Raw genomic sequence first — 18,045 nt, 5'->3', positions numbered from 1 at the left:
ACGCATCAGCGCCGTACGGCGGCGAAGCGTAGACGCACGTAGTCGGCCATCCAGCCAGTTTCCCTGCGAAGCGCGGGCGCCGCCAGTTCGTTGACGCGATGGAGCAGGGGCTCCACGATCTCCGGGGGCAGCCCTTCGAGGACCGACGAGGCGAACATCCGCACCCAGTCGGCGGCTCCGCCAGGGCATTCGTCGAGCGGGGTCGGCCGGTCGAAGTACTCCAGCAGCCGGACGACGAAACCCTCTTTCTCCAGGCGGCGGGCGTACTCCGCGGGAGAGGGGAAATACCACGGCAGCTCGGGCTCGCGCAGGCCGTACTCGCGCCAGGCGGTCAGCATCGCGGCGGTCAGCTCGGCGCAGTTGCCGGCCCCGCCCATCTCGGCGACGAAGCGCCCGCCGGGCGTCAGCGCCTCGCGCACGTTGGCGATCACGGTGCCGGGGTCGCGGCTCATCCAGTGCAGCGCCGCGTTGGAGAAGACCGCGTCGTACGGGTCCACCACGGAGAAGTCGTGCCCGTCGCCGACGATGAAGTTGATGCCAGGGTACTGCGCCAGCGCCTTCTCGATCATGGCGGAGGAGCCGTCGATGCCGAGGACCTCGGCGCCGCGGAAGGCGATCTGCGCGGTGAGCACGCCGGTGCCGCAGCCGAGGTCGAGCACCCGCTCGCCGGGCCGCGGATCCAGCAGGTCGACCAGTGGCGCGCCCTGGGTGGAGACGTAGCCGAAGCTGCTGTCGTAGGCGCGACTGTTCCACCGCTCCAAGCTCGGTGTGTCGTATCGCAAGACGATCAGCTCACATTTCCTCAGACATCGGGCCCCCGTGGCCGTGCTGTCTGTTCACTTTAGAGCCTGATCGTCCCTACGACATATCAAGTCACTACCGACTCATCCCACGCTCTTGGCCCATTCCTTACGCAGGTACGCCTTCCCGGCATCCTCCTGCGGGATCGTGAGCAGGATCGGCGGGCCGGGCGCCTTGGGCAGTTTGGCGGCCTGCTCGGCGTCCAGGGTGCCCTTCATGGCCATGGCCTCGCCGCGCGTCGGACGGGCCCAGCCCTTCTGCAGCAGGTTCTGGCCCTCGTCGGAGAACAGGAACTCCTGCCACAGCCGGGCGGCGGCCGGATGCGGCGCGGCCTTGTTGATCGCCTGGACGTGGTAGTCGCCGAGCGCCCCGTCCCTCGGGATCACGACCTTCCAGCGGTCGGAGTGGGCGGCGCCGCGGGCGGCGTTGAGGTGGTCCCAGGCGACGATGGTGTTGGCCTTGGCCAGGTCGGTGAGCCGCCCGGCCTGCTTGAGCCTGGCGAACAGGTTCACGCCCTGGTCGGGCCTCGGCACGCCGCCGCGCATGGAGGCCGCCATCACGCCGCCGAAGGCGGCGGCCGAGCGGAGCGGGTCGCCGTCGAGCGCCACCTGGTAGCCGGGGTTGAGCAGGTCGGCGAAGGAGGCGGGGGCCTTGACCGCGCGGGGGTCGTACCCGATGGACATGTAGCCGCCGTAGGCGGCGTACCAGGCGCCGGACGGGTCCTTGACGCGGTCGGGCACGTCCAGCCAGCCCTGCACCTTGTACGGCGCGAACCGGGCCGCCTCCTTGACCGCCACGTCCAGCGTGAGGTCGAACACGTCGGGCTTGAGCTGGGCGGCGGCCTCGATCTGCCGCCTGCTGCTGGCGTTGGGCTCCAGCTCGTTGACCTTGATGCCGTACTTGTCGGCGAAGGCGTCGATGACCTCGCCGTAGTTGACCCATTCGCGGGGCAGCGCGATGACGTTGAGCTGCCCCTCGCGCTTGGCCGCCTCGGCGAGGCGGTCGATGGTGGAGAATCCGGCCTTGAGCGAGCCGGCCTGCACGTTCACCGGCGGCAGGTTCTTGGCCGAAGTGGGCTCTGTGGACGACGCGCCGCATCCGGCGCTGGCGAGGATTGCGGCTGCGGCGGCGCAGGTACGTACGGTCACATGACGAATACTGACCGTTATCGCGGCCCAGGTCGAGGAGGCGCGGCGGGAACGACCCTGGCCGCGACCAGCGTCTCTTCCGAGATCTCCACGAGAGTGCCGTCTTTTTTACGCACGCTCAGAACCCCGTGTTCCCACGACTCCAGAATCCCCACGGCGTCCCGGAATCCGCCGGGAACCCTGCGGCGCGTGGTGATCCGGGCCCCTATGTCCTGACTTGTGATCGAGATGACGAGGCGTGCGGCCACGAGTTTGCCACCCTCCGTTTCGGCCAGCTGGCAAGCACGGCAATACTAGGGCGTAGCAAACCGCGGTCAGAGTCATGCCATGGTGCGGAGAAGAAGGAGCTCGAGGTGACCTACGTCATCGCGCAGCCTTGCGTGGACGTCCTGGACAAGGCGTGCATCGAGGAGTGCCCCGTCGATTGCATCTACGAGGGCGAGCGCATGCTTTACATCCACCCCGACGAGTGCGTGGACTGCGGCGCGTGTGAGCCTGTATGCCCCGTCGAGGCCATTTTCTATGAGGACGACCTTCCCGAGCAGTGGAAGGACTACTACAAGGCCAACGTCGACTTCTTCGAGGAGCTCGGCTCGCCGGGCGGCGCCTCGAAGGTCGGCAAGATCGAGAGGGATCACCCCCTGGTGGCGGCGCTGCCGCCGCAGGGCGAGGATCACTGACGGTCCCGCCACGTCGTGCACGGGGGCATCCGCGCCTGGATGCGCCCCGTCCGCGTGGCGTGCCCGCGCACGCGCCGTACGGCAACGCAACACCCTGGAGCACCGTGAACAACCTGCCTGACTTCCCTTGGGACCGGCTGGAGCCGTACAAGGAGCGCGCGCTCGCTCATCCCGGCGGCATCGTGGACCTCTCGGTCGGCACGCCGGTCGATCCCGTGCCCGAGATCGTCCGGCAGGCGCTGACCGGGGCCGCGAACAGCCCCGGCTATCCCTTCACGCACGGCACCAAGGCGCTGCGCGAGGCCGCGGCCGGCTGGCTGCGCCGCCGCCACGGCGTCGAGGTCGACCAGCGGGACGTGCTCCCGCTGATCGGTTCCAAGGAGTTCGTCGCCTGGCTGCCCACCTATCTCGGGGCGCGCCGGGTGGTCTTCCCCGAGCTGGCCTATCCCACCTACGACGTGGGCGCCCGGCTCGCGGGGGCCGAGGGCACGGCCTCCGACAGCACGCTCGCGCTCGGCCCCGAACGGGTCGACCTCGTCTGGGTCAACTCGCCCGGCAACCCGACGGGCCGGGTGCTGCCCGCCGAGCACCTGCGCAAGGTGGTGGACTGGGCGCGCGAGCGCGGCGCGGTCGTCGCCTCCGACGAGTGCTACATCGAGCTCGGCTGGGAGGAGGAGCCGATCTCCGTCCTCCATCCCGACGTCTGCGGCGGCTCCCACGAGGGGCTGCTCGCCGTCCACTCGCTCTCCAAGCGCTCCAACCTGGCGGGCTATCGCGCCGGGTTCGTGACCGGCGACCCCGCCCTGGTCAAGCGGCTGCTGGAGATCCGCAAGCACGCCGGCATGCTGATGCCGGACCCGGTCCAGGCCGCGATGACGGCCGCGCTGAAGGACGACGCCCACGCCGACGCCCAGCGCGAGCGCTACGCCGCCCGCCGCGCCCTGCTCCGCCCCGCGCTGGAGAAGGCCGGCTGGCAGATCGACCATTCGACCGCAGGGCTGTACTTCTGGGCGTCCAATGGACAGAACGCCTGGGACCAAGTGAGAAAGCTTTCCGAAATCGGCATTTTGGTCGCGCCCGGCGAGTTCTACGGATCGGCAGGTGAGCGGCACATCCGCATCGCCGTCACCGCCACTGACGAACGCATCAGTGCGGCGGTGCGCCGCCTCCAGTAGGATCGCGCGTCAGAGCAAACCGTGAGGTTTGGCACGCATAAATCGATAAGGGCTTATGCCGAGGCAGACCGCGAGTGGAGCGAGCTGATCGATGAGCATGACCTCCATGGTCGTTCTCGGGCTGAGCATCGCCCTCGTCCTGCTCCTGCTCATAGCCTTCTGGGCGACGTTGCGGCAAGACAGGAGAGGCCGCGCGGGCACGCCGCCGCCGGCGGTCGAGGTCGCGCCCGCGGAGAGCCCGATGCCGGCCCCGACGAGCGGGCCCATGGGCGCCCCCGTGGCCGCGCCCACCGTGCCTCCGAACCTGCCCGGCCGGGCCAGCACCGACTACACCGACCCCCGCACCCTCCACGTGGGTGACAAGATCGAGGTGCACGGCTCGCCCGCGCGGGTGCTCGGCGCCATGCACATCTCGTGGCAGGGCCAGCAGTGGACCGAGTTCCTGCTGCGCGACGGCGCCCGGCGCCGGCAGTGGCTGTCGGTCGAGGTGCAGCCCGGCGACCCGCCCCACCTGGTGGTGCTGCTCTGGACCGAGGTGCCCACCCAGGGCATGGTGCCCGCCAAGAGCATGCTCATCATGGAGGGCGTGGAGTTCTTCCCTGTCGACCGGGGCACGGCCGCCTTCCGCAGCGAGGGTGACACCGGCAACCCCGACCGGGGCCTGCTCGACTTCGCCGACTACCGCGCGGGCGACGGCCGGCTGCTCTCCTTCGAACGCATCCAGGGCCGGTCATGGACCGCCAGCTACGCCCAGCCCCTCCCGCCCGGCTCCATCTCCGTCATCCGCCGCGCCTCCTGAGCCCGCGTTGCGGCAGGGCCCGCAACGCGGCGCGGATTGCGCGCAATCGGCTTTGCGCGGGGGTTCAGGACAACGCGACCCCGGCAGTGGTTCAGGACAACGCGACCCCGGCAGTGGTTCAGGACAACGTGACCCCGGCAGTGGTTCAGGACAGCTCGACCTTGGCGGTGCCCGAGCCGTCGCCGGTGCGCCAGCCCTTGGCCTGCGCATCGTTGGACCAGGCGGCGCCCGCGTAGCGCACCCGGCTGAGGCCGTACTTCTCGGCGTGCGCCACCGACCAGGCGGCCACCAGCCAGCCCCGCTTGCGCGAGGTGATCGCCGTGCTGCCGAGCGCGCGGGCGAGCTGCCTGCTCGCCTCCTCCGTGCGGGGCGCCGGGGCCGGAGTCCGGTGCTCCGGCGGATACCAGCAGTGCACCGACCGCGGCACGCGCCCGGTGAACGCCGCCGCCAGCACCTTGGCCTGCTCCTCGTGCGGCGCGTAGGCGTAGCCGCCCGCCGAGCGCTGCACCGCCTGCGCCGCCTCGGCCAGCGGGAGCTTCCGGTAGTTCCTGACCTTGACCAGCGCGGCGAAGAACCTGTTGGTGGCGTAGACGGGATCCATGATCTGCTTCTTCGTGCCCCACCCCTGTGACTCGCGCTGCTGGAACACGCCCACCGAGTCGCGGTCGCCGTAGTCGAGGTTGTAGAGCTTCGACTCCTGGATCGCGGTCGCGTACGCGATGACCACGGCCCGCTCGGGCAGCTTCCTGCGCGCCGCGACGGCGGCGATCGTGGCGGCGATCTGCGCCTGCTCGGGATCGAGGGTGATCTTGGACTCGCCGGTGCCCACGGTGCAGTGGGCCTCGGGCTCGGCCAGGCGGGGTGTCCTCTTCAGCAGGTGGAAGAGCCCCACGGAGATGCCGACGGCGAGGACGATCACGATGATCGCGATGGTGATGACCCCACGGGAGAAGCGCATGCGCACCCTGAAGAACCTACCCGGACGGATAAGCTCCGTGCCCATGAGTGACGCGAGCACCTCCTCACCGATAGCGCCGGTCATCGACGAGCTCTGGGAGCGTCGCGCGGAGCTGTCACCCAAGGACGACGAGGCCCGCCACCTGGTGATCGGCGCGGTGGACCTGCTCGACGCCGGGGTCGCCCGCACCGCCCGGCTCGTGGACGGCGAGCTGGAGGTCGACGAGCGGGCGAGGAGGGCGATCCTGCTCGCCTTCAAGCTGCTCGGCATGGCCCGCTCGCAGGTGGGCGACTTCCACCACCAGGACCGCGTGCCGCTGAAGAACTCCTTCGAGGGCGTGCGCGTGGTGCCCGGCGCGATCGCCCGCTGGGGGTCCTACCTGGCGCCCGGCGTGGTGCTGATGCCGTCGTTCACGAACATCGGCGCGTACGTCGACGAGAACACCATGGTCGACACCTGGGCCACCGTCGGCTCCTGCGCCCAGATCGGCAAGAACGTGCACCTGTCCGGCGGGGTCGGCGTCGGCGGCGTGCTGGAGCCGCCCAACGCCGTGCCGGTCGTGGTCGAGGACGACGCGCTCGTCGGCAGCAGGGCGATGATCGTGGAGGGCGCGAGGGTCGGCAGGGGCGCGGTGGTGGGCGCCGGGGTGATCCTGTCCGCCTCGATCCCGGTGATCGACGCCGAGACCGGCGAGGAGCTGGCGCGGGGCCGGATCCCCGACTGGTGTGTGGCCGTGAGCGGCACGCGGCAGAGGGAGTTCCCCGGAGGCACGTTCGGGCTGCCGTGCGTGCTGGTGATCAAGCGGCTGGAGCCGGGGCAGCGGCACGACAAGGCGGCGCTCAACGAGGTGCTGCGGGAACACGGGGTGAACACCTGATGCTGGACCTGACCCAGGACGTGCGCGCGCTCACCGCCGCGATCGTCGACATCGAGTCCGTGAGCGGCGCCGAGCGCGCCCTGGCCGACGCGGTCGAGCGGGCGCTCGCCGCGCTGCCGCACCTGAAGGTGGAGCGGTCCGGCGAGACCGTCGTCGCCCGCACCGAGCTCGGCCATGCCGAGCGCGTGCTGATCGCCGGCCACCTCGACACCGTCCCGGTCGCGGGCAACCTGCCGAGCCGGGTCGAGGGCGACCTGCTGTACGGGTGCGGCACCTCCGACATGAAGGCCGGCGTGGCGGTCGCGCTCCGGCTGGCCGCCACCGTGCCCGCGCCCAACCGGGACGTCACCTACGTCTTCTACGACTGCGAGGAGATCGAGGCCGAGCGCAACGGCCTCACCCGGGTCGCGAGGGAGCACCCCGACTGGCTGCTCGCCGACTTCGCGGTGCTGATGGAGCCGACCGACGGCGTGATCGAGGGCGGCTGCCAGGGCACGCTGCGCGCCGAGGTCGCGGTGACCGGCAAGCGCGCCCACAGCGCCCGCTCGTGGTTCGGGGTCAACGCCATTCACGGGATCGAGCCGGTGCTCGCCCGGCTGAACGCCTACGAGGCGCGCCGGCCGGTGGTCGACGGGCTGGAGTACCACGAAGGGCTCAACGCGGTCGGCGTCTCCGGTGGCGTGGCCGGCAACGTCATCCCCGACCGGTGCGTGGTCACCGTCAACTACCGCTTCGCCCCCGACCTGACGATCGAGCAGGCCCGCGAGCACGTACGCGAGGTGTTCGACGGCTTCGAGGTGACCTTCACCGACGGGGCGCCGGCGGCCCGGCCGGGGCTGACGCATCCGGTGGCGGCGGCGTTCGCGGCGGCCGTGGGCGGCACGCCGCGGGCCAAGCTCGGCTGGACGGACGTCGCCCGCTTCTCCGCGTTCGGCGTCCCCGCCGTGAACTACGGGCCCGGCGACCCCAACCTGGCGCACCAGCAGGGGGAGTACGTGTCGCTGCCGAGGATCGTGGAGGGCGAGCGCGCGATGCGCGACTGGCTCACCGGGTGAGAACCTGCCTACATATGAAAGTGGCCTTCCTCGCCGGCCATTTGGCGGGGAAGACCACTTTCAGTCCCGAGCAGCACCCTCGCCAGTTAGACGTGAGGGAGCGGAAATCCGGTTCCCCGCCTCCCAAGTTTTTTTCCGATTCCCGTAACCACCCCGCCACCTGGGCTTTCGCCGCCAGGCCGCGACCTCTCGCGAGAAAGGGCTAGCGTGATCCGCATGGAACAGAACCGCCGGGAGCGCCGTCAGGGCCAGTCCGTCGTGCGCGGCAGTATGGTGCCCAGCTCCACCCACGACCAGCGGCTGCTGGCCCGCCAGGGCTCCTCCGACTGGGTGCACATGGACCCGTGGCGGGTCATGCGCATCCAGGCCGAGTTCGTGGAGGGCTTCGGCCAGCTCGCCGAGCTGCCGCCCGCGGTCACCGTGTTCGGCTCGGCCCGCACGCGCGGTGACTCCCCCGACTACCGTACGGGCCTGGCGCTCGGCCGGGCGCTGGCCGAGGCCGGCTACGCCGTCATCACCGGCGGCGGGCCCGGCGTGATGGAGGCGGCCAACCGCGGCGCGCGCGAGGTGGACGGCGCGATCTCGGTCGGGCTCGGCATCGAGCTGCCGTTCGAGCAGCGCATGAACGACTTCGTGGACCTCGGCATCGAGTTCCGCTACTTCTTCGTGCGCAAGACGATGTTCGTGAAGTACTCCTGCGGCTTCATCGCCCTGCCCGGCGGCTTCGGCACGCTGGACGAGCTGTTCGAGGCGCTGACGCTGGTGCAGACGCGCAAGGTCACCTCGTTCCCGGTGGTGCTGGTGGGCAGCGACTTCTGGGGCGGCCTGCTCGACTGGGTCAAGAGCAGCCTGCTCGGCACCGGCAAGATCGCCTCGCACGACCTCGAGCTCATCACCGTCACCGACGACGTCGACGAGGCCGTGCGCATCATCGTGGAGTCCGACCGGGCCCGCAGCAGGCAGCGCCAGGAGGAGATCGAGGCCGCCGCGGGCCACAGCGCCGAGCCGCAATAGGCTTCCGCCACGTGAACATCTGCGTCTTCTGCGCCTCCAGCCTGCGCATCGACAGGAAATACCTCGACCTGGCCGCCCGCGTCGGCACCGAACTCGGCCGGCGCGGGCACACCCTCGTCAGCGGCGGCGGATCGATCTCCTGCATGGGCGCGGTCACCTCGGCGGCCCGCGCGGCGGGCGGGCGCACGATCGGCGTGATCCCTCAGGTGCTGGTCGACATGGAGGTGGCCGACGAGGAGTCGCACGAGCTGATCGTCACCGGCGACATGCGGGAGCGCAAGGGCGTCATGGACGCCCGCTCCGACGCCTTCCTGGTGCTGCCGGGCGGCATCGGCACGCTGGAGGAGCTGTTCGAGATCTGGACCGCGCGGGTGCTGGGCATGCACGACAAGCCCCTCGTGGTGCTCGACCCCTGGAGCCTGTACGAACCGCTCAGGCGGCTCATGAGCCACCTCTACGACGAGGGCTTCACCCGGCCCGAGGTGTTCGACGCGATCTCGTGGACGACGACCGTCGAGGAGGCGTTCGCCCGGCTGGAGGCCCGCTCCCAGCCGGTCCGGCCGAGCGTCGCCGAGCTGGGCGAGGCCACCCCCTGACCCGGTCCGGCCCCGCTGACCAGGACGGTCTTGCCCGAAGGCGCACCTGGCGCGGCAAGTGCGGACCTCATGCCCCGATGGTATGAGTACGATGCCAATGTGCTGCTGGTCATACTCGCCGTCGCCGCCATCGCCATCCTGGCCTGCGTGGTCGTGGTCTCCCTCGGTCGGGGCGGTGAGCTGACCGAGTTCCCGCCGGACGTGCCGCCGCTCGACCTGCCCGAGCCGGGACAGCTCACGGCGGTCGACTTCATGGCGCTCCAACTGCCGGTCAACCTGGTCGGATACCACACGGCGAGCGTCGATGAGACCCTGCGCCGGGCGGCCACCGCGCTCAGCGAGCGCGACACCAGGATCGCCGTGCTGGAGCAGCGCGTCTCCGAGCTGCTGTCCAGCCGGCTGTACGCGCGCCAGGAGGTCTACGCCGCGCCGGGGGCCGGCCTGCGGACCGACCACGAGCCCGAGGCGCCGGCCGTCGACAGGGAGCTGCCGGAGTCCGGCGACCCCGTGACGTCGAGCGGCGTGTCGGTGTCGTGGGACGGCGGGGCCGAGCTCCAGCACCTGCCCGAGGAGCCCGAGTGGCGCCTGCCCGCCGACGCCACCTCAAAGCCCGGCCCCGAGCCCGGCCCTGAGTCCGGCCCCGAGCCGGAGCAACCCGCCGCCGCCGCTGACCAGCCCGCCGCCCCCACCGACGAGAAGGCCGGCGAGAAGGCCGACGACAAGGCCGACGAGGCGGAGGCCGAGAGCGAGAAGGACGAGCAGGACAAGGGCGGGGAGCCGGCGCGCACCGCGCGGGCGGCCAAGGACGCCGACGGGGACGAGCGGGCGTGACCGAGCTGATCCGCTGCACCTGGGCGGGCATGTCCGACCCGATGTACCTCGCCTACCACGACGAGGAGTGGGGCCGCCCGGTCAGGGGCGACGACGCGGTCTTCGAGCGCGTCGCGCTGGAGGCGTTCCAGTCCGGCCTGTCCTGGCTGACGATCCTGCGCAAGCGCGAGAACTTCCGCGCCGCCTTCGACGGCTTCTCCATCCCCAAGGTCGCCGCCTACATGGAGCAGGACGTCGAACGGCTGCTCGGCGACGCCGGCATCGTCCGCAACCGCGCCAAGATCGAGGCGGCCGTCAGCAACGCCAGAGCCGCCCAGGCTCTCCCGGGCGGCCTGTCCGAGCTGGTGTGGCGGCACGCCGACCCCGACTCCCCGGTGCCGAGGACGATGGCCGACGTCCCCGCCGTCACGCCCGGCTCCAAGGCGCTGGCCAAGGAGCTGAAGCGGCACGGCTTCAGGTTCGTCGGCCCGACCACGGCCTACGCGCTCATGCAGGCGATCGGCCTGGTCAACGACCATCTCGCGGACTGCGTGGCCCGCACCCGCTGAGCCCGGCCGCGTCACTCACCGGTGAAGGCCGGACGCTGCTTGGCGAGGAAGGCCCTGGTCGCCTCGCGGTGGTCGCGGGTGGCCGCGCACTCGTCCTGAAGGTCGGCCTCCAGGGCGAGCGCGTCGGGCAGCGCGTGCGTGGCGGCGTGGGCGAGGGCCCGCTTGGTGGCCGCGTACGCGAGCGTCGGCCCCTGCGCCAGCCGCGCCGCCAGCTCGTACGCGGTCTTCATCACGTCGTCGGCGGGCACCACCCGCGTGACCAGCCCCAGCTCCAGGGCGCGGGAGGCGTCCAGCGGCTCGCCGAGCAGCATCAGCTCGGCGGCCCGGCCGAGCCCGACGAGGCGCTGCAGCGTCCACGACGCGCCGGAGTCGGGGGCGAGGCCGATGCCGGTGAAGGCGAGCGCGAACTTCGCCTTCTCCGAGGCCACCCGCAGGTCGCAGGCGAAGGCGAGGGACGCCCCCGCGCCCGCCGCGACCCCGTTGACCGCGGCCACCACCGGTTTCGGCATCGTGGTCAGCAGCTCGACGACGGGGTTGTAGTGGAGACGCACGGTGTCGTCGAGGCCGCGTCCCGCCTCCAGGTTGTCGGCGTGCTCGCGCAGGTCCTGGCCCGCGCAGAAGGCCCGGCCCGCGCCGGTCAGCAGCACGGCCCGGATCGCGCGGTCGTCCGCGGCGCGCCGCAGCGCGTCGAGGAGGGCCCGTTTGAGCTCGGTGGTGAGCGAGTTCATCGCGTCGGGGCGGTCGAGGGTGATGGTGGCGACGGCGTCGGCCACGTCGTAGCGGATCAAGGCAACTCCCTGTCGACGAACGCGGTGGCTGCGGGCAGCAGCCTGGCGGCCTCCTGCTCGAAGTAGGCCCTGGCCTTCTCACCCGGCCAGCCGGCCGGCAGCAGCTCGCCCGGCAGGCCGGGGTCGCGGAACAGGAAGTTCCGCCAGCCGTGGACGAGCCTGCTGCGGGCGGCGAAGACCTGGTCGTCCGGGGCCGACCCGGGCAGCGTGCTGATCAGCGTGACAGCCTCGGCGAGCCACTGCTCGTACGCCTCGCCGATGGCGTCCAGATCCCAGGCCCGCGCCACCAGCTCGCGCGGGTCGCCGTCGAGCGCGGAGTCGAACCGGTCGGCCCGCACGCCCTCGCCCTCCAGCAGGGCGTCCAGCTCGGCGGAGGAGTGTGGACCGATCCAGGTCGTCTCGGACAGCGCGGCGTAGCCGAGGAAGGTGAGATCGGCCCGCAGCCGCTCCCTGCGCGGGCGCTCCTTGACCGGCTCCAGCACGACGACATGCCAGCGGCCCGGCCACGGAGGGGTCCCGGCTCGGTAAATTCTCAGCGCCGCCTCATCGAGCCGGCGCACGCACTTGGGCGTCAGCCCGTAGCCGGGCCCCTGCGGCAGCCTGACCGGCCGCAGCCAGCCCTGGCGCACCATGCGGGAGACCGCCGTACGGACGGCCGGGGCCGCGATTTCCAGGGGTTTCATGAGCCGCACGAGCGCGGCGACGGACGCCTGCCCGCCACGCTGGCGCAGGTGGTCCCCGTAGAGATCGAACAGAGCGGCGCGAGCGTGCACGCAGTCCAGTTTGGCCGTCTTCGCACGCCCCGACAACGCATTCTGGGAGGAGATCGTTACCCATGAGCGCTCTCGATGCGGGAGAATAGGACATCACAGAAGACGTGAATGCGCCGACCACCCCTCCTGGGAGGTCGGAAATCGCGGGCCGCGGGAGCCCAAGGCAGGAAGGGATGCACGCATGGCGGCGATGAAGCCGCGGACCGGCGATGGTCCGCTCGAGGTCACCAAGGAAGGGCGCGGCATTGTCATGCGGGTCCCTCTCGAAGGCGGCGGCCGGCTCGTCGTGGAGATCTCCGCCGACGAGGCCAAGGCCCTCGGTGAGGCGTTGAAGAACGTCGTCGGCTGAGCGCTCCCGAGAGACAACCTGTTCCACGACCCTGGCGCGTACCCGGCTGCACCGGCGCCAGGGTCGCTGACGTTGGAGGAGATTTCCCGTGCCCATTGAGACCACTGCCGTGGTGGTCGCCGAGGTGCCCGCCGACGCCGAGTTGCTGGCGATCCCGTACGCCTCCGACCTCGTCCCGGCGCGCGAGGTGGAGCTGCACCTGCCGGTGCGCGACCTGCTGGCCCACTACGAGGCCAAGGGAGAGGCCGGGGAGGTCGTGGAGGTGCCCGTGGCCCGTGCCGGGGGCGTGGGCCGGGTGCTGTTCTACGGCGTCGGCGACGGCTCGCCGGCCGCGCTGCGCAAGGCGGGCGCGGCCCTCGTGCGCCGGGCCAAGGGCAGGGACACCCTGACCGTGGTGCCGCCGGACGGTGACCTCACCGCGTTCGCCGAGGCCGCCCTGCTGGCCGCCTACACGTTCCGCATCGGCGACGCGGGGCGCCGGGCGGTGGCGAGGCTGGCGCTCGCGGGGGCCGACCCCGCCGCCCTGGAGCGGGCCGGGATCACGGCGCGGGCGGTGGCTCTGGCGCGCGACCTCGCCAACACGCCCTCCTCGGTCAAGAACCCCGCCTGGCTCGCCGAGCGGGCCGCCGAGACCGGGCTGCCGGTGCGGGTGTGGGACGAGGAGCGGCTGCGGGCCGAGGGCTTCGGCGGCATCCTCGCCGTCGGGCAGGGCTCGGCCAGCCCGCCCCGCCTCATCCAGCTCTCCTACACCCCAGAGCGGCCCGCGGAGCGGCACGTGGTGCTGGTGGGCAAGGGCATCACGTTCGACTCGGGCGGCCTGTCGCTCAAGCCGACCGAGAACATGAAGACCCAGAAGACCGACATGGCGGGCGGGGCGGTCGTCATCGCGGTGCTGCGCGCCCTCGCCGAGCTGAAGGCGCCGGTGCGGGTCACCGGGCTGGTCGCCGCCGCAGAGAACATGCCCTCGGGCACCGCGCAGCGGCCCAGCGACGTCATCACCCACTACGGCGGCCGCACGGTCGAGGTGCTCAACACCGACGCCGAGGGGCGGCTCGTGCTGGCCGACGCCCTCGCCTACGCCGACGCCGAGCTCGACCCCGACGCGGTGGTGGACGTCGCCACGCTCACCGGGGCCATCAGCGTGGCGCTCGGCCGCAGCGTGGGCGCCGTCTACGCCTCCGACGACGACCTGGCGGAGCGGCTCGTCGCGGCCGGTCAGGCGAGCGACGACCGGCTGTGGCGGATGCCGCTCATCGACGAGTACGCGCCCGCGCTGGAGTCGTCCGTCGCCGACCTCGCCAACGTCGAGGCGGGCTCGCGCTTCGGGGCGGGCTCGATCACGGCGGCGCTGTTCCTGCGGGAGTTCGCGGGCGAGCGGCCGTGGGCGCACCTCGACATCGCCGGGGTCGGCCGCAGCACCGTGGACGAGGGCACGCTCAGCAAGGGCGCCACCGGGTTCGGCGTGCGCGTCCTGCTGGAGTGGCTCACCCGGGGATGAGCCCGGCCGGGGTCAGGCCGACACCTTGACGGCGGCCAGCAGGCCGTCGCCGAGGGGCATGAGCACCGAGCGCAGCCGCTCGTCCGACTGCACCAGCTTGCCGAGCTCGCGCAGCGCGACCGTGTCGGGGTCGCGCTGCGCCGGGTCGGCCACGCGGTTGTGCCACAACATGTTGTCGAAGGCCACGATGCCGCCCACGCGCAGCAGGCGGACGGCCTCGGCCAGATAGTCGGCGTACTCCTGCTTGGCGCCGTCGGCGAAGACCATGTCGTAGCCGCCGTCGGACAGGCGGGGCAGCACGTCGAGCGCCCGCCCGGAGATCAGCCGCACCCGCGCGCCGGAGAACCCGGCCTCCGCGTACGCCTGCCGGGCCAGGCGCTGGTGCTCGGGCTCGACGTCCACGCTGGTCAGCGTGCCGTCGGCGCGCATGCCGCGCAGCAGCCACAGCCCCGAGACGCCGCAGCCCGTGCCGATCTCCACCACCGCCTTGGCGTTGACCGCGGTGGCGAGGAAGCACAGCGCGGCGCCCGCGCCGGGAAGGACGGGCACGGCCCCCATCTCCAGCCCGCGCTGCCGCGCCGCGTGCAGGATCTCATCCTCCTGATGAAACTGCTCCGCATAGGCCAGAGTGGCCTCCACCTGATCGGTCATCGGCCGCCTCCCCCCACTTTCTTGCGATGTGTCCGCGTGATTGGCACCGATCGCAGCCTAGGGGAGACACGCCGGGACGGGAACTCAGGAGGGCTCCGAGGCGTTGCAGGTTTAAACGGGCTTTGCCGGTCCGGAAGGCAGGCAGTGCGCACGAAGGGACGAAACCAGGCACTATGGCGATAGCGGTGGTCCCAGAGAGAGGAGTTCTGGTGGACGAGAGCGACCACCAGACGGATGCTCCCGTGTCGTCTGACTGGACGCCTCCCACGTGGGAGGAAGTCGTGCGGACGCACTCCGCGCGCGTGTACCGGCTCGCGTACCGGCTGACCGGCAACGTTCACGACGCCGAGGACCTCACTCAGGAGGTCTTCGTCCGGGTCTTCAGGTCGTTGTCCAGCTACACCCCCGGAACGTTCGAGGGGTGGCTGCACCGGATCACGACCAACCTGTTCCTCGACATGGCGCGGCGCAAGCAGCGCATCAGGTTCGAGGGGCTGGCCGACGACGCCGCCGAGCGGCTGCGCGGCCGGGAGCCGTCGCCGGCGCAGGCGTTCGACGACGCCCACCTGGAGCCCGACATCCAGGCCGCCCTCGACGCGCTCGCACCCGAGTTCCGGGCCGCGATCGTGCTCTGTGACATCGAGGGTCTGTCCTACGAGGAGATCGCGAAAACGCTCGGCGTGAAGCTGGGCACGGTCCGCAGCCGCATTCATCGTGGTCGGGCGCAGTTGCGGGAGGCTCTCGACCACCGGGCCCCCCGTGCCAACCAACTCCCCCCGTCCGTTATCCGTGGGGAGGAAGTCTGATATGGCCCATCTTGGAGAACGCGTTTCGGCGCTGGTCGACGGCGAGCTCGGTCATCACGAGCGAGAGCGCGCGCTGGCGCACCTGACCTTCTGCGCCGACTGCAGGGCGGAGGTCGAGTCCGTACGCGCGCTGAAGGCGCGTCTGCGCTCGCTGGAGACGCCGGTGATGCCGGCGGACCTCACGATGTCCCTGCTCCGCATGGCGGAGCCGGGCGGGCCGCTGCCGCCGAGGGAGCGCCCTTTTCCCACCCGTACTTTCGGGGGTGTGCCCATCCCCGGCCCGCACAGCATCGCCCCGCTGGACAACCGGCCCCGCAGGGACTCCACTGGAGGGGCTTCGGGCCCCGGCCGTGGCGGTAGGCGGCGCTCGGCGTACGTCGCGGTGAGCGTGGTGTCGGCCGCCGTGGCGCTCGGCACGTTCTTCGCCGTCTCCGGCACGGGTCAGGAGAGCCAGAGGCCGCCGGTCGAGCTGTACAAGTTGCAGCACTCGCCGACGGGCGCTCCGACGGTCCCCACTCCCTGACGTCCCGATATGCCGGAGATGGCCAAGGTTGGCGTAGCCGCGCACGGTACGGGCATACGATCTGGGTTCGGGTCCTTATAACCCTCGTATGCCGCAATGGCGACGATTGCGGCGGCCGAGCCAAGGAGTGGTGAGACTTAGATGACCGACGAGACGCGCCCCACCGAAGGACGCACGCCGTCGGACTACCCCGAGTCACAGGGGCGGCCGGAGTTCCTGCCCGCCGACCACCCGGCCGAGTCGCCGGGCGGGCGCGCGGAGCCTCCCGCCTCCTTCGGCGGCACCTCCTGGGGCGATCCGTCGGGCCGCGCCGCCGAGCCCGCGGGGCCGCCGCCGTACCAGCCCTCCTACGCGCCCTACGGCGGCTCGCCCGACGCTTCGGGGGAGCAGCGGGGCGGGAGCGGGCCGGCGTACGCGCCGGCCTTCGCCGCTCCGGGCACCGGCCAGGACCACGGCACCCGCCAGTACGACAGCCCCGCGTTCGGGCGGCCCGACGGCGGCCCGGCGTCCGGCGACGACACCTTCGGCGACGGGCCGACCGGCGACCGCCCGCTCGCCGACACGGTGAGCGGCCCGTCCTTCGGCGGCCCGGCCTCCACAGCCCCGCCCTACGCCGGCCCACCGTTCGGCACCCCGTCCTCCAGCGGCACCTCCTTCGGCGGCCCGTCCTCCGGGGGCGCCTCCTACGGGGGGCCGTCGTCCGGGGAGCCCTCCTTCGGCGGCCCATCCTCCGGGGGCACCTCCTACGGCAGTCCGCCTCCGGACGGAGAGCCCTCCTTCGGCGGCTCTCCGTCCGGAGGCGCCTCCTACGGGGGGCCCTCGTTCGGGGGGCCGTCCTCCGGGGGCGCCTCGTTCGGGGGGCCGTCGTTCGGCGGGCCGTCCTTCGGGACGCCTCCGCCGCCGCCTCCCGGGCAGGCGCTCGGCATGGGGGCAGGCTGGGCCCCGCCGCCCCCGGTGCACGGCGGGCCGGCGGGTGACCGGCGGCGCGGACCCGGCACGGGCGGGCTGATCGCCCTCGCCCTCGCCATCGCGCTGGTGGCCTCCGGCCTCGGCAGCGTCGGCACCTACCTGCTGACCAGGCCCAGCGGCTCCGCCGTCACCGACCCCTCCTACAGCCTCGGCCCGGTGCCCACCGGCGCCGCCAGCCGCGACCCCGGCTCCATCGCGGGCGTGGCCGCGCGGGTGCTGCCCAGCGTGGTCTCCCTGGAGGTCGGCAACGGCTCCAACACCGAGGGCGCCTCCGGCTCCGGCTTCCTGATCAAGAACGGCTACGTGGTGACCAACAACCACGTGGTCGCCATGGCGGCCAACGGCGGCGAGATCCAGATCCAGTTCAACAACCGCAAGACCACCTCGGCCCGCATCGTCGGCCGCGACCCCGGCTCCGACCTGGCCGTGGTCAAGCCGGAGGAGACGTTCGGCACGCCGGAGATCACCCTCGGCAACTCCGACCAGGTGGTCGTGGGCGACCCGGTCATCGCGATCGGCTCGCCGCTCGGGCTGACGGGCACGGTCACGACGGGCATCGTCAGCTCGCTCAACCGCCCCGTCATCGCCGGCGACGAGACCGGCGCGGGCACCGAGGAGACGGCGTACATCAGCGCCATCCAGACCGACGCCGCGATCAACCCCGGCAACTCGGGCGGCCCGCTGGTCAACAGCCGCGGCGAGGTCGTCGGGGTCAACTCGGCCATCGCCACCCTCAGCCGGTCGATCAACGGCCAGAGCGGCAGCATCGGCCTCGGCTTCGCGATCCCGGTGAACCAGACGCGGCGGGTGGCCGAGGAGCTGATCAGCACCGGCCGGGCCAAGCGGCCGAAGATCGGCATCGTGCTGGAGAAGGACTACCGCGGCCAGGGCGTGAAGATCGCCACCGCGAACGTGAGCGGCCAGCAGCCGGTGACCCCCGGCGGCCCCGCCGACAAGGCCGGGCTGCGGGCCGGCGACGTGATCCTGGAGATGGACGGTCTCGCCCTCCAGGACGGCAACGAGCTGATCGCGCTGATCCGCAGCAAGACCCCCGGCTCGAAGATCACCATCAAGTACCAGCGCGCCGGGCAGGAACGCACCGCGACGCTGACGGTGGTGGCCGAGGACGGCCCGTCGCCGACGCCGTCCTGACGCCGATCCGGGGCCGTCCAGGAGCTGTCCCGAGGCCGGGCATCGTAGCGGTGC

At 72.0% G+C, this 18,045-nt stretch carries 21 protein-coding genes; 14 read left to right on the top strand and 7 right to left on the bottom strand.

Annotated features, from left to right (window positions below; genetic code table 11):
• Window positions 1-5: 5 nt before the first annotated feature.
• From Nocox_RS36695 to Nocox_RS44280, 3 genes are all read right to left on the bottom strand, one after another.
• A complete protein-coding gene (locus Nocox_RS36695) occupies window positions 6-782 on the bottom strand; it encodes a class I SAM-dependent methyltransferase (protein ID WP_051112657.1) in 777 nt (258 codons plus the stop codon).
• A 102-nt stretch (window positions 783-884) separates the two neighbouring features.
• A complete protein-coding gene (locus Nocox_RS36690) occupies window positions 885-1,850 on the bottom strand; it encodes an ABC transporter substrate-binding protein (protein WP_020545038.1) in 966 nt (321 codons plus the stop codon).
• A 116-nt stretch (window positions 1,851-1,966) separates the two neighbouring features.
• Entirely contained in the window at window positions 1,967-2,104 is a 138-nt protein-coding gene (locus Nocox_RS44280; protein WP_425517808.1) for a hypothetical protein, read from the bottom strand.
• Window positions 2,105-2,302: 198 nt separating this feature from the next.
• Here Nocox_RS44280 and fdxA point away from each other — a divergent pair, with 198 nt between their 5' ends.
• The 3 genes from fdxA (at window position 2,303) to Nocox_RS36675 (ending at window position 4,603) form a co-directional block, all read left to right on the top strand.
• Window positions 2,303-2,629 carry a ferredoxin gene (gene fdxA, locus Nocox_RS36685; protein ID WP_020545037.1) on the top strand — a complete coding sequence of 109 codons (327 nt, stop codon included), beginning with the start codon at window positions 2,303-2,305 and terminating at the stop codon, window positions 2,627-2,629.
• Window positions 2,630-2,733: 104 nt separating this feature from the next.
• Window positions 2,734-3,804, top strand: coding sequence for a succinyldiaminopimelate transaminase (gene dapC, locus Nocox_RS36680; protein ID WP_020545036.1), 1,071 nt, complete (start codon window positions 2,734-2,736; stop codon window positions 3,802-3,804).
• A gap of 91 nt (window positions 3,805-3,895) precedes the next feature.
• The gene (locus tag Nocox_RS36675; RefSeq protein WP_063711663.1) at window positions 3,896-4,603 is read left to right on the top strand and encodes a DUF4178 domain-containing protein; all 708 of its coding nucleotides are present in this window, start codon (window positions 3,896-3,898) and stop codon (window positions 4,601-4,603) included.
• 145 nt (window positions 4,604-4,748) lie between these two features.
• Here Nocox_RS36675 and Nocox_RS36670 read toward each other — a convergent pair whose 3' ends face one another.
• Window positions 4,749-5,561: a hypothetical protein gene (locus Nocox_RS36670; protein ID WP_020545033.1), complete on the bottom strand. Its 813-nt coding sequence runs from the start codon at window positions 5,559-5,561 to the stop codon at window positions 4,749-4,751.
• A 43-nt stretch (window positions 5,562-5,604) separates the two neighbouring features.
• Here Nocox_RS36670 and Nocox_RS36665 point away from each other — a divergent pair, with 43 nt between their 5' ends.
• The 6 genes from Nocox_RS36665 to Nocox_RS36640 all read left to right on the top strand — a co-directional run bounded on the left by Nocox_RS36665 (window position 5,605) and on the right by Nocox_RS36640 (window position 10,482).
• Window positions 5,605-6,438, top strand: a complete 834-nt coding sequence (locus Nocox_RS36665) for a 2,3,4,5-tetrahydropyridine-2,6-dicarboxylate N-succinyltransferase (protein ID WP_020545032.1) — start codon at window positions 5,605-5,607, stop codon at window positions 6,436-6,438.
• Entirely contained in the window at window positions 6,438-7,493 is a 1,056-nt protein-coding gene (gene dapE / locus Nocox_RS36660) for a succinyl-diaminopimelate desuccinylase (protein ID WP_020545031.1), read from the top strand. Before Nocox_RS36665 ends, dapE begins: the two co-directional genes overlap by 1 nt.
• A 216-nt stretch (window positions 7,494-7,709) precedes the next feature.
• The gene (locus tag Nocox_RS36655; protein WP_020545030.1) at window positions 7,710-8,507 is read left to right on the top strand and encodes an LOG family protein; all 798 of its coding nucleotides are present in this window, start codon (window positions 7,710-7,712) and stop codon (window positions 8,505-8,507) included.
• An 11-nt stretch (window positions 8,508-8,518) separates the two neighbouring features.
• Entirely contained in the window at window positions 8,519-9,103 is a 585-nt protein-coding gene (locus Nocox_RS36650; RefSeq protein ID WP_020545029.1) for an LOG family protein, read from the top strand.
• Window positions 9,104-9,202: 99 nt separating this feature from the next.
• On the top strand, window positions 9,203-9,934 hold the full coding sequence (locus Nocox_RS36645) for a hypothetical protein (protein ID WP_020545028.1): 732 nt from the start codon (window positions 9,203-9,205) through the stop codon (window positions 9,932-9,934).
• A 29-nt stretch (window positions 9,935-9,963) separates the two neighbouring features.
• On the top strand, window positions 9,964-10,482 hold the full coding sequence (locus Nocox_RS36640; RefSeq protein ID WP_051112669.1) for a DNA-3-methyladenine glycosylase I: 519 nt from the start codon (window positions 9,964-9,966) through the stop codon (window positions 10,480-10,482).
• A gap of 11 nt (window positions 10,483-10,493) precedes the next feature.
• Here Nocox_RS36640 and Nocox_RS36635 read toward each other — a convergent pair whose 3' ends face one another.
• Window positions 10,494-11,210: an enoyl-CoA hydratase-related protein gene (locus tag Nocox_RS36635; protein ID WP_157383258.1), complete on the bottom strand. Its 717-nt coding sequence runs from the start codon at window positions 11,208-11,210 to the stop codon at window positions 10,494-10,496.
• 56 nt (window positions 11,211-11,266) lie between these two features.
• Window positions 11,267-12,043 carry a PaaX family transcriptional regulator gene (locus Nocox_RS36630; protein WP_026214729.1) on the bottom strand — a complete coding sequence of 259 codons (777 nt, stop codon included), beginning with the start codon at window positions 12,041-12,043 and terminating at the stop codon, window positions 11,267-11,269.
• A gap of 181 nt (window positions 12,044-12,224) precedes the next feature.
• On the opposite strand from Nocox_RS36630, the gene Nocox_RS36625 reads away from it, so the two are divergent.
• Both Nocox_RS36625 and Nocox_RS36620 read left to right on the top strand, forming a co-directional pair.
• Window positions 12,225-12,392 carry a DUF3117 domain-containing protein gene (locus Nocox_RS36625; RefSeq protein ID WP_020545024.1) on the top strand — a complete coding sequence of 56 codons (168 nt, stop codon included), beginning with the start codon at window positions 12,225-12,227 and terminating at the stop codon, window positions 12,390-12,392.
• Window positions 12,393-12,480: 88 nt separating this feature from the next.
• On the top strand, window positions 12,481-13,890 hold the full coding sequence (locus Nocox_RS36620; RefSeq protein ID WP_157383230.1) for a leucyl aminopeptidase: 1,410 nt from the start codon (window positions 12,481-12,483) through the stop codon (window positions 13,888-13,890).
• 12 nt (window positions 13,891-13,902) lie between these two features.
• Here Nocox_RS36620 and Nocox_RS36615 read toward each other — a convergent pair whose 3' ends face one another.
• Window positions 13,903-14,541 (bottom strand): O-methyltransferase, encoded by a 639-nt coding sequence (locus Nocox_RS36615; protein WP_020545022.1) that lies wholly within the window; start codon window positions 14,539-14,541, stop codon window positions 13,903-13,905.
• Between the two features lie 173 nt (window positions 14,542-14,714).
• Here Nocox_RS36615 and sigE point away from each other — a divergent pair, with 173 nt between their 5' ends.
• The 3 genes from sigE (at window position 14,715) to Nocox_RS43830 (ending at window position 17,991) form a co-directional block, all read left to right on the top strand.
• The gene (gene sigE / locus Nocox_RS36610) at window positions 14,715-15,347 is read left to right on the top strand and encodes an RNA polymerase sigma factor SigE (protein WP_033410039.1); all 633 of its coding nucleotides are present in this window, start codon (window positions 14,715-14,717) and stop codon (window positions 15,345-15,347) included.
• A 1-nt stretch (window position 15,348) separates the two neighbouring features.
• Window positions 15,349-15,870, top strand: a complete 522-nt coding sequence (locus tag Nocox_RS36605) for an anti-sigma factor family protein (RefSeq protein ID WP_020545020.1) — start codon at window positions 15,349-15,351, stop codon at window positions 15,868-15,870.
• 141 nt (window positions 15,871-16,011) lie between these two features.
• Window positions 16,012-17,991 carry a trypsin-like peptidase domain-containing protein gene (locus Nocox_RS43830; protein WP_051112656.1) on the top strand — a complete coding sequence of 660 codons (1,980 nt, stop codon included), beginning with the start codon at window positions 16,012-16,014 and terminating at the stop codon, window positions 17,989-17,991.
• Window positions 17,992-18,045 lie beyond the last annotated feature (54 nt).

This window comes from Nonomuraea coxensis DSM 45129 (genome assembly GCF_019397265.1).
GTDB classification, from domain to species: Bacteria; Actinomycetota; Actinomycetes; order Streptosporangiales; family Streptosporangiaceae; genus Nonomuraea; species Nonomuraea coxensis.
This window is presented reverse-complemented; position numbering and strand designations above follow the sequence as displayed.